Below are 14545 nucleotides of genomic sequence, written 5' to 3' on the forward strand. Positions count from 1 at the left end.
GATTATGTTCTCATTCGAGTATTGAGGTGATCCACCAGACATTTCCAAAAGGATCAAGTACGCCGCAGGCTGTGCGGAAATTTTTTGTAGCAATATCCATTACCTTTTTTGCGCCGTGCTCCAGGGCTTTTTGATATGTTTCCTCAGCATTCGGTACATAGACAAATAAATGGGCTGTTTGTTTTCTCCAGTCATTATTTACATCAGATATCATGATGGTATTGCCATTGATTATAATTTCGCCATGCATAACCGATTTGTTATCACGCAAAATTTCTCTGCTTCCTTTTTCAGCGCCGAAAACTTTTTGTGTGAAATCCATAAATTCTGAAGTATTTTCTAAAATTAAATAAGGTATTATGCTTTGATGATTGACCGGTAAATTCATTTTGTAAGATTTTAAGGATTGATAAGTATCTCAAATTTACAAATAAAATGTTTATTATTTTGAATTACAGTTGTTTATGTTTTTCGGTTTCAAGGAAGCACTTCGCAATGATACCCATACGATTTGAGAATTTCTATTATGGTATGGTTGCAAATAGACAAAGCATACACCCGCAGAATTTTATCACAGTCTTCAAGATCAAAATTGATAGTACTGTTTGGAAAATGCTCAAGAAGTTTCTTTACAATCATTTGAGACTGTTCTGCTTCCTGAACATTTGTTTTAAAAACTTCTATCACTTTTTTATAAGTTTACGAACCGATGTTTTTGTATCGTTCTATTTTGTGATAATAGATGTATGAAAGTGCCAGAATGACTAAAATAATCAGAGGAAAAAATCCATCAAATGTAACTCCGTCAACGGCGAAATGGCTAATTGAAGCAAATATAAAATCGAAGCCAAAACCTGCATAAGCCCATTCTTTCACATTCTTTGGAACTTGCGGAATAACTAATGCCAGAACTCCTAATATTTTGAAAACAACGAGCGCATTTCCAAAATATTCAGGATAGCCCAAATGTCTGATTCCTTCTTTAGCCAATTCAGTTTGTGATGTCAATGCGGGCATAACACCTTCAAACAAAAAAATAAGAATAGTGGTTGTCCAGAAAATGATTTTTGCTTTTTTCATAAAATAGTTTTTAATGATTAGTTAATGTATTACAAAGCTACAATTCTAATTTTCTGATAAAACGGACATTTCTGACTATTTTAGGGGCATTTGAGACAAGATTAAATTTGCTAGTTGGTTAATTGTTTATAGAAATTAGAAATTTTTGCTTTAGATATTGGAATTTAAAGCATAGTTCGTAATCAAAAACAAATCCTTAAAGCCTAATCTGGTGTAAATGTTTTTTCCTAAGGCAGAAGCTTGTAACTGTGCATATTCAGTATCAGCATCAATAGCTTTGTTTATGGCAAACTTCATAATTTCTTCGGCAAAACCTCTTTTACGCATTTCCGGAATGACTCCAACTCCGTGAATTCCCATAATGTTTCCGGTTTGAAAAAGAGTAAGGGTTCCTATTGGTTTTTCATCAAAATGAACCAGATAAAATTTTACATTCTCATAGTTGTGCACCAGTGTTTCTTTACTAATTATATAATTAAATGACAAAGGATAAATGTCTGACCAGGTTTTGGCATCTTCCTCGTTTAACACTCTTTTGAAAGTAAGATTGCTTTGAAGCGAGAGTTTTTTATCTGGTTTTAAAGCCATTGCCACAAGTTGGTTTCGTATTTTAAAACCATTTTTTTCGAATATTTCATTAGAATCACTCCCAAAAACATCCCAATACGGTATCACTAAGCCTGGATTGTTTTTTATGATTTCGAGAATCTGAGGAAGATTTTCTTCTGTGATATCTTCCCGAAACCATAATCGGTTTGGCCAGCCGGAGTTTTTTATCTGGCTGTATTCAAAAGGAGCGTTTTGATGGTATGAAAGCAGAGGAGCCGCAACAGTTTTCCAAAGTGTAGTGAGATTATCAATATTATCTTTGATGAGGTTTATGTTTTTCATTTTTGGATATTAAATTTATTCTGTAGCAAAGATAAAATTGGCTTTTTTAAAAAACCTTTACATATGTTGATTTACAAATCTTTTCCCAGCCCTTTTCGGATTCGGCTTAATTGTGTTGGTGTAATACCCAAATGAGAAGCAATGTGTAATAACGGAATGCGGTCAGCAATGTCAGGATTTTTTTCAAGAAGCCTAACATATCTTTCAGTTGCGTTTTGCATTACGAGTGCTACTTCTCTTTGTTCTTTTTCGATAATCCAGTTTTTTTCTAAATGTGCGATATAGAAGTTTTTGAGATCGTCATTTTGCTGAATCAGCTCCATATATTTTTTATAATTGATGTTGATTAAAATGCAGTCTTCCAGAGCTTCGATGGTAAAATTGGAAGGAGTCTTGAGCATTAATGAAACTTTGGATCCCGCAAATACATTTTCGAGAAAAAGGTTTTTGTTATAAAAATTTCCCTGTTGGTCTGTAATGAATGCTCTGAGAATTCCTTTTGCAATAAAATGTAGATCTTTCGCAATTTCGCCATTTTGTAATAATGTTTCTCCTTTTTTTAACATCTGGAAATGAGTGATTTCCTTAATCAGCTTCCAGGATTTTTCAGAAATAGGGGAGTAACTTTCAAAGGTTAATTTTAGGTTGTTGAGGTATGTTTCGCTGTTGAAAGTCATTTTTACTATAGCTTTTATGGAAGATTAAAATTAGATAAGTTTTTTGTTTGATGCAAGCTGAATGATTGTTCTGCAAAAAGGGGAAGATGCAAAGTTTTTTTAAGTCTTTCCTGAGAATAAATTGCAATGTTTCTTATGAAAACCGGTGTCCTAGCCCGGATAGAAGTGAAAATCCTTTTGTGGCGGGGTTCGCCACAAAAGATTGTAACGGATAGCCGGATTAGCTCCTAAAAAAACGCCATGAAACTAAATGTCTCACAGCGTTTAAAAGTTTTATCAGAATCTATTATTCGTAACAGGTGTAATCTACTTTAATTGTTTTGGCTTCGTTGTCTTTTGTGAAATTAAAGGAATCAACCAAATTGAAATCGTCTAAATGAAATGTTCCCCATAGTTTGTAATTATCATTTTGATCGGCACGTTCTGCTTCAGAGTAATATTTTTCGAAAGTTGTGTCGTTCTTTTTCTCTATTTTGGATTTTCTGAATTGAAGAACTTCCTTGTCCTGATAGGAGGTATAGGTATGAATAAAAGGAAATTTGTTATTTGCACTGCCACAATTATGCGTCCATACAACATTATTGATGTAATACGAAATGCAGTTGTTTTCGAATTTTTCTTCTACAAAAGTATTCATGTATGAAAACTTGTCATCTGCCATAAGGGTATATGATTTTTGCAATAATTGTCCATTTTCAATCCAAAAAACTTTGGTTTCATCGGCATCTCCAACATTCTCCGTAACTATCATTTTATTATCATCATAGTTAATTGCAGCGGCTGTCTGATCTTCTTTTATGATTTTTGTAAGCATACCGTCTTTGTAGATGAATTCTTTTTTGCTTCTGTTTTTTCCTTCATCATCGTAGTAGGTTATGGCTGTTGGAAATCCTTCATTATTAAAAGAAACACTTTTTAGAGGGATTCGGACTCCTTTCTTTTTGAGAAAATAGGAGTCCAGCGTTTTTAATTTTGCAGTTCCCTGCTGAAAAACAGGTATATTGTCTGCTTCAATGTCAGAAAAAGGTAAGGAGTAACCGCTGAGTAGCGCTTTCATAACTTCTTTGGATTTTGAAGTAATTTTGTTTTTACCTAATAATGAAGCCACTTCTTTTTTATACTTTTTGGTATTCACAACGTAGGAGGACTCTTTTTTGGATTTTAACTGCTCCGCGACAAATTCGGTAGCCATTCTTGTTCCTTCCTTGACCTGAACTTTATCATCAATTTTTCCGCTCCAGTAAGCAAAGGCCTGAAAAGCCTGGCCGTCTCCCGTAATGTCCAGTGTTTGTTTGTTTTCGAAAAAGATGTAGGTGTATTTATTGATTTTGATAATTTCAAGGTTTTCTTTTGAGAAATTACGTTTTAATTCTGATTCCTCTGAAAAGTATTCGTTTGCGCTGTCATATGCGACCGTAGTAGAATACTTGTCTACATCAACGAGGAAAACATACTTTTTTCCCTTTTTTATTTGAAGGGTATCCGGCGTTATTTTTTCTTCCTCTACTGATATTGCTGCCATTGGAGCTTGCTGAATTGTTGTAGTTTTCGTTTTTGAAACTGTTTTTTTTTTGCTTTTTTTTTGTGAGTATCCCTGAAAAGATAGTGTGAGAATAATAAAGATGCTTAATAAATGTTTCATTTTTAATAAGTTGAATATTTTTTATTAATAATTTCTTACAAATATAATTATTATATGTGTAAAAAATAATCATTTTCTTATAATTTAAATTAATATTTATTAACCAATGAAAGATTTATCTCAGAAAAATTAGGTCAATATGTAACTCTCGCTTTACATTATATTAAAATCAAAAAACGCCATGAAACCCAAAGGTCTCACAGCGTTTTCATCTCAAAAAATAAATAATTAACGGGTACGGGTATTATTTCCAGCCTCCGCCCAGAGCGCGGTACAAGTCTGTATTAGCTGTAAGTTGTTGTCTTTTGATATCTGCAAGTTCCAGTTCGCTTTGCAATAAATTGGCCTGAGCGGTTAAAACTTCAAGATATTCTGCCATACCATTTTTGAATAAAAGGTTGGCATTTTTGATCGCTTGCTGTAATGTTTTTACTTTTTCTTTTAAGAAAGTTTCCTGCTGTTGTAATTTCTCTACTTTAACCAAAGCATCCGAAACTTCGCTTACGGCAACCAAAACTGATTGTCTAAAAGCTAAAACTGCTTTTTCTCTTTCCGCTACAGCGATATTATATTGCGTTTTAAGTCTTTTGTTGTTCAAAAGAGGTTGCGTTAATCCGCCTGCAACCGTTCCGAATAATGAAGCCGGAATGTTGAACCAATTGCTGGTTTCGAAAGAGTTTACACCGCCTTGGGCTGTGATTCTTAATGCTGGATATAAATCTGCTTTTGTGATTCCAACGTTTGCATTGGCTACTTTAAGAGCCAGTTCGGCACTTTTTACATCTGGTCTTCTGCTTACTAAGGCAGACGGAATTCCGATTGCGTTATTGTTTTTCACTTCAATAGCGCTCAAACGAATTGTTCTTTCTTTAGAATCAGGAAACGAACCTGTCAAAACACTCAAAGCATTTTCCTGAATCGCAATGTTTTGTTCCAATAACGGAATCAATTGTGCTGAGTTTAATTTCTGTGCTTCTGATTGTTGAATTGCTAAAGTGGTTACCTGACCCGCATCGTATTTTAATTTGATAATATTGGTTGTACTATCATTTAAACGAAGATTTTGTCTGGCAATATCCAATTGCGCATCCAACATTAGAAGATTATAATATCCTCTCGAAACATTAGCGACAATATTAGTCTGCAATGCTTTTTTTACTTCTTCAGACTGAAGATATCCTGCGTACGCCCCTTTCTTTTGGTTTTTGATCTTTCCCCAAATATCTGCTTCCCAGGAAAGTGAAGCTCCGGCAGAATAGTCGTCAATATGTTTTGCACCAATTGCCTGATTTAAGTTCAATCCCGTAAAACTATTGTCTGACGGATTGCTTGTGCTTGCGTTTACAAATAAATTAACCTGAGGTACATTTCCCCATTTTGACTGTGTAAAACGGTATTGTGCAATTTCAATGTTCTTTTCGGCAATCTGAAGGTCGTTGTTTCTCGCAACGGCGCTGTCAATTAATTTGATAATATCTTTTTCGGTAAAGAAGTTTTTCCACTCCACATCGGCAATACTGGTTGTATCACTCGAAGTTGATGCATTCCTGAAATTCTCAGGAAATGCATCTTTTGGAGTTTCAATATCCTTTGATACTTTACAGGATATTAAAGTCGTGATCAGAATGGCGAAGGTCACGATTTTGGTTATATGATTTTTCATTCTTTCTTTTATTAAATTTCTGTACAAGTATCTTTTTTAGTTTCAAGATCTCTTGAGATTCTGTACGATATATAAGCGATGCCAAATATGATGGCGACTAAAGCTGTGGTTATATAGTTTTCCATTTATTATTTTTCTTCGTTATGAATTACAGCGATTGGTTTTCCGCTCACTTTTTCTTGTAAATGCTGAAAGATGATGAATAAAACAGGAATGATAAACAAACCTAGAATTACTCCCGAAAGCATCCCTCCAGCTGCCCCAATACTGATGGAGTGGTTACCTTGTGCAGATGGGCCTTTGGCACTCATCATTGGCACTAAACCTACCACAAAAGCAAGAGAGGTCATGATAATTGGTCGCAAACGTAATTTGGCTGCATCGATTGAAGCTTTAACTAACGCCATTCCTGATTTTCTTTTCTGTACCGCAAATTCCACAATCAAAATGGCATTTTTAGCGAGCAATCCGATCAGCATGACAAGAGCAACTTGTACATAAATGTTGTTTTCAATTCCAGTTAAACCAATAGCAACAAATACTCCAAAAATACCTGCAGGGATTGATAAAATAACTGCTAGAGGAAGGATATAACTCTCATACTGTGCAGCAAGTAGGAAATAAATGAATATCAAACACAGTAAGAAAATTGTAGCCGATTGACCTCCTGACGAAATCTCCTCACGAGTTTGGCCCGAGAATTCAAACCCGTAACCTGCAGGTAATTGTTGTGCTGCTACTTCTTCAATTGCTTTAATGGCATCTCCAGAACTAAATCCAGGTTTCGGAATCGCATTAATAGAAATTGAGTTAAATAAATTGTATCGTGATGCGGTTTCTGAACCATAAATACGGGTTAGTTTTACTAAAGTATTTATTGGAACCATTTCGCCTGTTCTGTTTTTTACAAAAACTCTGTCAATTGCGGTTGGATCGGCTCTGTCTTCAATATCAGCCTGAACAACCACACGGTAATATTTACCAAATCTGTTGAAATCAGATGCCTGTGCGCTACCAAAATATGCCTGCATCGTTTGTAAAATGTCTTTTACATTAACGCCTAACTGATTTGCTTTTTCGTCGTTAACCTCTAATTGTAATTGCGGATAATCTGCTTTAAAACTTGTAAAAGCAACTGCAATTTCCGGACGTTTCATTAATTCACCGATAAAGTTTTGAGAAATTCCGCTGAATTTATCCAGTTTTCCTCCTGTTTTATCCTGAAGAACTAAATCTAAAGCCTCAACGTTACTAAATCCGGGAACAGTTGGGAAACTGAATACGAAGAAACTTCCGCCAGAAATAGCGCCCAGTTTACCACGAACCTGATTCATGATTTCGTCAATGTTTTTTACTTCGCCGCGTTCTTCGTTTGGTTTAAGCAATACGAAAACTACTGCCGAAGATGGACTGGTAGAGTTGGTCAATAAGTTGAATCCTGAAATCGCTGTTACAAATCTTGAAGCATCTAAACCTCTCAATGTATTTTCAGCATCGGTCATTACTTTTTGAGTTCCGTCTAATGATGTTCCAGATGGTGTATTTACTGCAATCGCAATAAATCCTTGATCTTCTGTTGGAATAAACCCTGCAGGAGTTGTTTTCACCATTACAACGGTTGCAACAACAACTAAAGCTAATCCGCCTAAACTCAACCATTTTCTTCTAATTAAGAATTTAAGTCCGCCAACGTAACGATTTGTCAGCGATTCAAAACTGCTGTTGAAAGCGGTAAAGAATTTTTCTTTAAATCCTTTTTTCTCATAAGGCGCATTGTGATCGTGAGCTCCGTGATTATCTTTTAGGAATAATGCTGCAAGCGCCGGACTCAATGTTAAGGCATTTACTGCCGAAATTACAATTGCAATTGCCATCGTAAAGGCAAACTGACGATAGAAAACTCCTGTTGAGCCTTCCATAAAACCAACCGGCAGGAATACAGCAGCCATTACCAGCGTAATCGAGATAATAGCACCCGTTATTTCGTGCATTGCTTCATGGGTTGCGATTTTTGGAGACAAACGTTTATGCTCCATTTTCGCATGCACCGCTTCGACTACCACAATGGCATCATCGACCACAATACCAATCGCCAGAATTAATGCGAAAAGCGTTAAAAGGTTGATCGAAAATCCGAATAACTGCATGAAGAAGAACGTTCCTAAAATTGCTACAGGTACAGCAATAGCCGGGATTAATGTTGATCTAAAATCTTGCAAGAAGATAAATACCACAATAAATACCAGTATAAAAGCTTCTAGTAATGTATGCTCAACCTGTTCGATAGACTGGTCAAGAGATACTTTTGTACTATAGAAAATATTGTGTTTGATACCTTTTGGAAAATCTTTAGAAGCTTTTTCCATCATTTTGTTAATGGCAATCTGAATATCATTTGAGTTTGATCCAGCTAACTGAATAACCCCAATTACAATTCCTTTTTTACCATTTAAACGCGTTAAACTGTTGTAAGAGTAAGCACCCAATTCAACTCTCGCTACATCTTTTAAACGAAGAACAGAACCATCTGCGTTTGAACGAATTGCAATGTTTTGATAATCTTCTGGTTTGGTAAGTTTTCCTTTGTATTTAATAACGTATTCAAAAACCTCTTTGCTTCGCTCTCCAAATTTACCTGGAGCAGCTTCCAAACTTTTGTCCTGAATAGCACCCATAACTTCGCTTGGAGTCACATTATGAGTTGCCATTTGTGTTGGATTCAACCATACACGCATAGAGTAATCTTTTACACCACCAAAAATACTGGCAGAACCCACACCAGGGATACGTTTTAGTTCCGGAATAATATTAATCTGTGCATAGTTGGCCACAAACGTCTGATCGTATTTAGTTTCATCATCGGTGTACATACCAATTGCCATGATGAAACTGTTTTGCTGTTTCGCCGTAACAATACCTTGCTGCACAACCTCGGCAGGAAGCTGGCTTGTCGCCTGAGCAACCCTGTTTTGAACGTTTACCGCAGCCTGATCGGCATCTGTACCCAGTTTAAAGAAAACTGTAATAGCCAAAGTTCCGTCGTTACTGGCTGTAGAACTCATGTAAGTCATGTTTTCTACACCATTTATAGATTCTTCGATAGAAGGTGCCACAGAACGTAAAACCGTTTCTGCGTTAGCTCCAGGATATACCGCCGTTACCAAAACCGATGGAGGCGCAATATCAGGAAACTGTTGTAAAGGCAGTTTAGTTAAACCCAATACTCCCAGAATTACCAATAAAATGGAAATTACGGTTGCCAGTACAGGTCTTTGTATAAATATTTTGAACATTATTTCTTTTGATTATTTTTTGTTAGTTACTTCGGCAACTTTAGCTGCTTTTTCAGGCTGGATCGCTTGTCCGTCCTGAAGTTTGTCAATACCGCTTAACACGATTTGGTCACCCGTTTTTACACCGTCTTTAATTAAATAGTTCGTACCGCTTTTACCCACAACTGTGATAGGTATTTTGGTTACTTTGTTGTCTTTGCCTACAGTAAAAACAAATATTTTATCCTGCATTTCAACTGTAGCCGATTGTGGCACTAAAATCGCATCGTCATGGTTTAATCCTAAACGGATTCTTCCTGTGTTTCCAGAACGTAACGTTCCGTTTGCATTTGGGAAAGTGGCTCTAATTGTGATAGCTCCTGTAGTTTTATCAAACTGACCGTCAACCATATCGATTTTTCCTGTTTTTGGATAAGCATTGTTATCAGCCAAAATCAAAGTAACCGGAGGTAATTTTTTGATTTTATCACCAAGAGAGCTTCCTTTATATTGCTCTTTAAAGTGGATAAAATCTGTTTCACCCAAAGAGAAATAAGCAAATACTTCATGAACATCAGATAAAGTGGTTAAAGCCTCAATATCAGAAGCAGAAACCAAACTTCCTTGTTTTTTAGGTAATCTTCCAATGTATCCGCTCACTGGAGCTGTTACGTTAGTATATCCTAAATTAATTTTTGCAGAACCTACCATTGCTTTTGCTTGTTCGATATTCGCAGCAGCAATTTTTTGAGAAGCTTTAGCCGTTTTCAATTGGTAATCAGAAACTACTTTGTTCTGAACTAACGGCGTCAGTTTATCCACTTCTAAATTAGCGTTGATTAAAGCTGCTTCTGCAGCGTGAAGACTTGCCAAAGCATTGTTTAACTGCTCACGGAAAGGGCGCTCATTGATTTTGAATAAAGTTTGTCCTTTGTTTACATAAGCACCTTCGTCAACAAAAATTCTGTCAAGATTTCCGCTTACTTGCGGGCGAATCTCAACATCTACAGTTCCTTGTATAGAAGCAGGATATTCAGCGTCAGTAGTGGTATTGGTACTTGTGATGGCCAAAACTGGTAAAACCGGTGGAGGAGGAGCAGTAGGCGCCTGATTTTTGTCGCCACAGCTGCTTAATACTAAGGCCAGAATAAAACTGGTTATAATTACATTTTTCATTTTCATAGTGGTTTTAATTGGTTGAACATTTTCTCGGATAAAATTCTTTGGTATTCTGGCATTCTCGGGATTCATATTTAATTAAATTAAATTATCTAACGTTGTTAAGTAAATGTGCGCAAATTTCTATACAGTTATACTTTTCCAATTCTACTCTAAATCAGTATTAAATTATCTAACGTTGTTAAGTAAAAGTCTAAAAAAAAAGCTTTTATTACCTTTATTAAATTTTCTAACAGTGTTAAGCGAAAGTTATAAAAAAAAGGATTTTACATTATCCCGTTTAAATCATTTTACACTGTTAAGTAAAATTGAAAATTTTTTTATTGTATAGATTTGATGATACCAGTAATAGCATCTTTCAAAATCTGAGCATTTATTGTTTCTAAAATATCACTTTTGTTAATGATGTTAATGGCGATTAAACCATGAATAACAGAAAAGAAAGTGAAGTACTTTTGCTTTATGATATCTTCACTAGGATTGCTGTCTTTCATAATTTCAGCAATAACACCAGTGAACAATTTATAAGGTGCTTCCTGAGCCGAACATCGCTGTGCACAGCAGGTCATCTGGACACCAAACATCAGTTGATAAAGTTCAGTATTAGTAAAAGCGAAATCCCAATAAGTCATCCACATGGCTTCTAACTGATCTTCGGGTTTTTCAAACTTGTCTTTTGCAGTCTGTAACTCTTTAGCCAGTTTTAAAAAACCTTTGCCTGTCAGTTCTTCTAATATTGCTTCCTTATTCGAGAAATATTCATAAATAATAGGAGCAGTATATTCAATTCTGTCGGCAATTTTACGCATACTCAAACCATTCCAGCCTTCCTCTTTTACGATATCATAAGCAGCGCCAAGGATATTGTTCCTTGTCTCTTCTTTTTGTCTTAAAATTCGATCTTTGCTAGCCATTGTATTTAAGTATTAAATCGTTTAACACTGTTAGGCAAATGTATGGCGGATTTTCGGATTTCAAAATATTTTTATCATAATATTTTCTTATCGTACGATAAACAATTTAAAAAACGTTCGCGATGCCTTGATTTAATTGAGATTTAAATTTTTTGAAATATTTTTTTGAAGCAGAACATTTTTCGTTTTCAGGACGTTTTGTCCCGCTCTACATTGTATTTTTTGTGGTGAACCCCACCACAAAAAGATGTCATTTCGATCGGGGCTAGGCGAGGAGATATCGTTTTTATAATTTTTTACGTCTAGTTTCATTCCGACGAAGGAGAAATCACACTCGCAAATCGACAAAGATTGACAAGAAGCTAAACTCATTCAAAATGAAAATTAAGAAATTCAAAAGTTTCATTAAAACTTCTTATCAATTCAATTTTTTTATCTCTTCGCCATTTCTTCAGTTCTTTTTCCCGGGCGATTGCTTCCTGTATCCAGGTGAATCTCTCATAGTAAACTAAAAACTGAATATTATATTTTGCTGCAAGACTGCTAACATTTAAATCTATATTTTCTTTATGTTTTGCAAGTCTTTGTCTTAAGTTGTTAGTAACACCAATATAAAAAAGAGGTTCGATGCTCATTTGTTATAATGTAAACGTAATAAGTATGATAGCCAATTTGCGGATTTAGCATTTTTTTGTACGAATATACATGTTTTTTTTAGTTTCTATGAGTGTAGTATGTCATTTCGAGGAACGAGAAATCACACACGAAATTCGACAAAGATTGGAGACTACCTTTATGAGTTTCAAATGGATGATAAAATTGTTTCAATACATCCAATATGTCATTTCGAGCGAAGGGAGAAATCACACGCGGGATTCGATAAAGATTAGAATCATACTTTGCGGATTTTCAAGTTGATGATAAGATTGTTTCAAAGCATCCAGTTTGTCATTTCGAGGAACGAGAAATCGAACACGGAATTCGACAAAGATTGGAGGCCATATTTTATAGAGCTTCTGAGAAATCACACTCGTTTATCGACACAGATTGGCGACTAACTTTGCGGAGTTTCTAGTGTGATTTCTCCCTTCGCTCGAAATGACAAACTAAACTTCATATCACAATTTCTAATAAAGACCAAAGCATTAAGACAAGTAAACTGCATTTTAGCTCTCGGCGTAATGCGACAACACGAAACCCTCCAAATAGGACTAACAAATTTTGAAGACAATTATTATTGGATCAATGAATTGGCGGAGATTTTCAATCCTTATTTGAGTGAGGAGTAAGGTTTGTAAAATGGAAAAACCTCGATCATTAAAAATCGAGGTTTTATTTTTAAATACAATCTGTTCGTTACTTTGCGGGCACGGATTACAAATCCGCGCTATCGGCTCTTTTTGTATATATAATTTTAAATTTAATATGGTTTTTTGTAATTCTAAATGTAGACCATCAACTATAATATTAAAATTTTCATCACCCATATCTTCTATTTCATAAATTCCTTCTGCAATTATTCGGTTATTAATTTCAGTTTGATATAAAGTTGCATACTTTCCGTAATGAAATCTAAATTCTATTCCATCTTCATATTGATACAGAGGAAAATCTTGCTAATAATTGGTGAGTTTCAGTTGACGTAGGTGTTTTTTGAAATACTTTTTTCAGAGAAGAGAATAAATAATTTTTATTTCCACCCTTCATATTACAGATTTCTTCAGTCAACTTTGATAAATCATAATTTAATGGAATATCATTTTTTAATTCATCTGTAAGACCTTCATGCAAAATTTCGGCGAGTTTTGCACCAGATGGATAACCAGCAGATATAGACATTCCAGCTCCGATAAACAACACAACTTCTTCATTTCTTATAAGTTCAAAAACTCTCTCTCTAGCCATATTTATTATAATTTAAAGATACTTGACCAATTTAATAATATTTCTAATATTGATCTTATATTTATAAAAAAACAGTCCCTCCAAAAAGAGAAACTGTCCTAAGGCAAATTTTAGATTTGCAATCCGAAGAATGCGTACAGTAATTAGTTTATGATGTCGCCTTAACCATTTTAGATTAGATGAATGTTGTAAATAGGTTTTGTAAGTTGAACCCAAAAAGCACTATATCAATTTTTTTCGTAACATTGTCAAAAAAAAATGAAAACATCAACTACCATAAAAACCGCAATTGCTGTATTGTTTTTTCAGCAAACCGTATTTTCTCAGGAAACTAAAAAAGAAGTCATTTCAAGCGAGCCAAAATATACTATTGAAAACTGTGTCAATCATTTTGAACTGGACAAAGCCACCAAAACAAAAGTTGGCTACCAATATTGGTTCGCCGATAAAAATTTCACTCAGGAAAACACACTCAAAATGAGTATCGTCGAGCCTGGTAAGTCAACTCACGCACCACACCATCATCCGGAGGAAGAATTCTTTTATATTCTGGAAGGTTCTGCTTCTTTTTATTTAGATGGTAAAACTGTAGTCGTTGGCCCCAATACAAGTTTATACTGCCCATCCAACGCAGAACACGGAATAAGCAATGCCGGAACTACTAATTTGAAATATTTGGTGATTAAGAAAGATTTGAGGTAGTTTTTTTTTGAATAATTTAATAAATTTTAAAACAGCAAGTTAGTTTATGAGAAATTTTTGTTTGATACTTTTTGTTATCCTTTCGTCGTTTGATTCAATAGCTCAAAAAGTAAATATTGAAATTATTACTAAGAATAATGATACTATAAAAGATTATAAAATAAATGCCGATTATTCATTTGATAATTCAATGATTCTTGACTTACAGAGTAAATTAAAAGTTTATGATTCAGCAGGTAAAAAAAAGGAGTTTCTTCCTAATGAACTGAAATCGTTTAGTTTTATGAATGCAGGTAAGCGAGTTGAATTTATTAGTATTGAAAATAATGTATTTGGATTACTCTTGTACTCAAATAAACTTAAATTGTTGAAAGCTATTCAGGCTGGATATTCAAAAGTGAATGTTTTCATCGTTATAAGGCCTAACAACGGAAAGATATCATATATGGAGGCAATGGGACTCAGCAGGCTTATTTCGAAAAAAGTTATTACGCGCGAAATCACTGATTGTCCGACAATATTGGAAAAGGTAGAAAATAAGGTTTTAAAAATTAGTGGTGTAGAAGGGGTAATTGAATTAATAAAAGCTTACGAATCAGATTGTTTCTAAAGCTTTATTT

The 14545-nt window shown here is 34.7% G+C and carries 14 protein-coding genes; 2 read left to right on the forward strand and 12 right to left on the reverse strand.

Annotation, left to right across the window (positions count from 1 at the left end; genetic code table 11):
• Positions 1 to 10: 10 nt before the first annotated feature.
• The 12 genes from AAEO57_RS16330 to AAEO57_RS16385 form a co-directional block, all read right to left on the reverse strand.
• Positions 11 to 388, reverse strand: a complete 378-nt coding sequence (locus AAEO57_RS16330) for a VOC family protein (RefSeq protein WP_341694102.1) — start codon at positions 386 to 388, stop codon at positions 11 to 13.
• An 89-nt stretch (positions 389 to 477) separates the two neighbouring features.
• Entirely contained in the window at positions 478 to 687 is a 210-nt protein-coding gene (locus AAEO57_RS16335; protein WP_341694103.1) for a hypothetical protein, read from the reverse strand.
• Between the two features lie 12 nt (positions 688 to 699).
• Entirely contained in the window at positions 700 to 1080 is a 381-nt protein-coding gene (locus AAEO57_RS16340; protein WP_341694104.1) for a DoxX family protein, read from the reverse strand.
• Between the two features lie 150 nt (positions 1081 to 1230).
• The gene (locus AAEO57_RS16345; protein ID WP_341694105.1) at positions 1231 to 1971 is read right to left on the reverse strand and encodes a GNAT family N-acetyltransferase; all 741 of its coding nucleotides are present in this window, start codon (positions 1969 to 1971) and stop codon (positions 1231 to 1233) included.
• Positions 1972 to 2042: 71 nt separating this feature from the next.
• Entirely contained in the window at positions 2043 to 2648 is a 606-nt protein-coding gene (locus tag AAEO57_RS16350; protein ID WP_341694106.1) for a Crp/Fnr family transcriptional regulator, read from the reverse strand.
• Positions 2649 to 2934: 286 nt separating this feature from the next.
• Complete coding sequence (locus tag AAEO57_RS16355; protein ID WP_341694107.1) at positions 2935 to 4290, reverse strand: hypothetical protein; 1356 nt, start codon at positions 4288 to 4290, stop codon at positions 2935 to 2937.
• Between the two features lie 244 nt (positions 4291 to 4534).
• Entirely contained in the window at positions 4535 to 5953 is a 1419-nt protein-coding gene (locus tag AAEO57_RS16360; RefSeq protein ID WP_341694108.1) for a TolC family protein, read from the reverse strand.
• Positions 5954 to 6081: 128 nt separating this feature from the next.
• On the reverse strand, positions 6082 to 9246 hold the full coding sequence (locus AAEO57_RS16365) for an efflux RND transporter permease subunit (RefSeq protein WP_341694109.1): 3165 nt from the start codon (positions 9244 to 9246) through the stop codon (positions 6082 to 6084).
• Between the two features lie 12 nt (positions 9247 to 9258).
• Positions 9259 to 10476: an efflux RND transporter periplasmic adaptor subunit gene (locus AAEO57_RS16370; RefSeq protein ID WP_341694110.1), complete on the reverse strand. Its 1218-nt coding sequence runs from the start codon at positions 10474 to 10476 to the stop codon at positions 9259 to 9261.
• Between the two features lie 248 nt (positions 10477 to 10724).
• Positions 10725 to 11318: a TetR/AcrR family transcriptional regulator gene (locus AAEO57_RS16375; RefSeq protein WP_341694111.1), complete on the reverse strand. Its 594-nt coding sequence runs from the start codon at positions 11316 to 11318 to the stop codon at positions 10725 to 10727.
• Positions 11319 to 11686: 368 nt separating this feature from the next.
• Positions 11687 to 11953 (reverse strand): GIY-YIG nuclease family protein, encoded by a 267-nt coding sequence (locus AAEO57_RS16380; protein WP_341694112.1) that lies wholly within the window; start codon positions 11951 to 11953, stop codon positions 11687 to 11689.
• 955 nt (positions 11954 to 12908) lie between these two features.
• Positions 12909 to 13223, reverse strand: coding sequence for an SIR2 family protein (locus AAEO57_RS16385; protein WP_341694113.1), 315 nt, complete (start codon positions 13221 to 13223; stop codon positions 12909 to 12911).
• Positions 13224 to 13481: 258 nt separating this feature from the next.
• Between AAEO57_RS16385 and AAEO57_RS16390 the strand changes: the two genes are divergently transcribed.
• Together AAEO57_RS16390 and AAEO57_RS16395 are read left to right on the forward strand one after the other, a co-directional pair.
• Positions 13482 to 13925, forward strand: a complete 444-nt coding sequence (locus AAEO57_RS16390; RefSeq protein WP_341694114.1) for a cupin domain-containing protein — start codon at positions 13482 to 13484, stop codon at positions 13923 to 13925.
• 46 nt (positions 13926 to 13971) lie between these two features.
• Positions 13972 to 14535, forward strand: coding sequence for a hypothetical protein (locus AAEO57_RS16395; protein WP_341694115.1), 564 nt, complete (start codon positions 13972 to 13974; stop codon positions 14533 to 14535).
• Positions 14536 to 14545 lie beyond the last annotated feature (10 nt).

This window comes from Flavobacterium calami (assembly GCF_038290035.1).
Classification (GTDB): domain Bacteria; phylum Bacteroidota; class Bacteroidia; order Flavobacteriales; family Flavobacteriaceae; genus Flavobacterium; species Flavobacterium calami.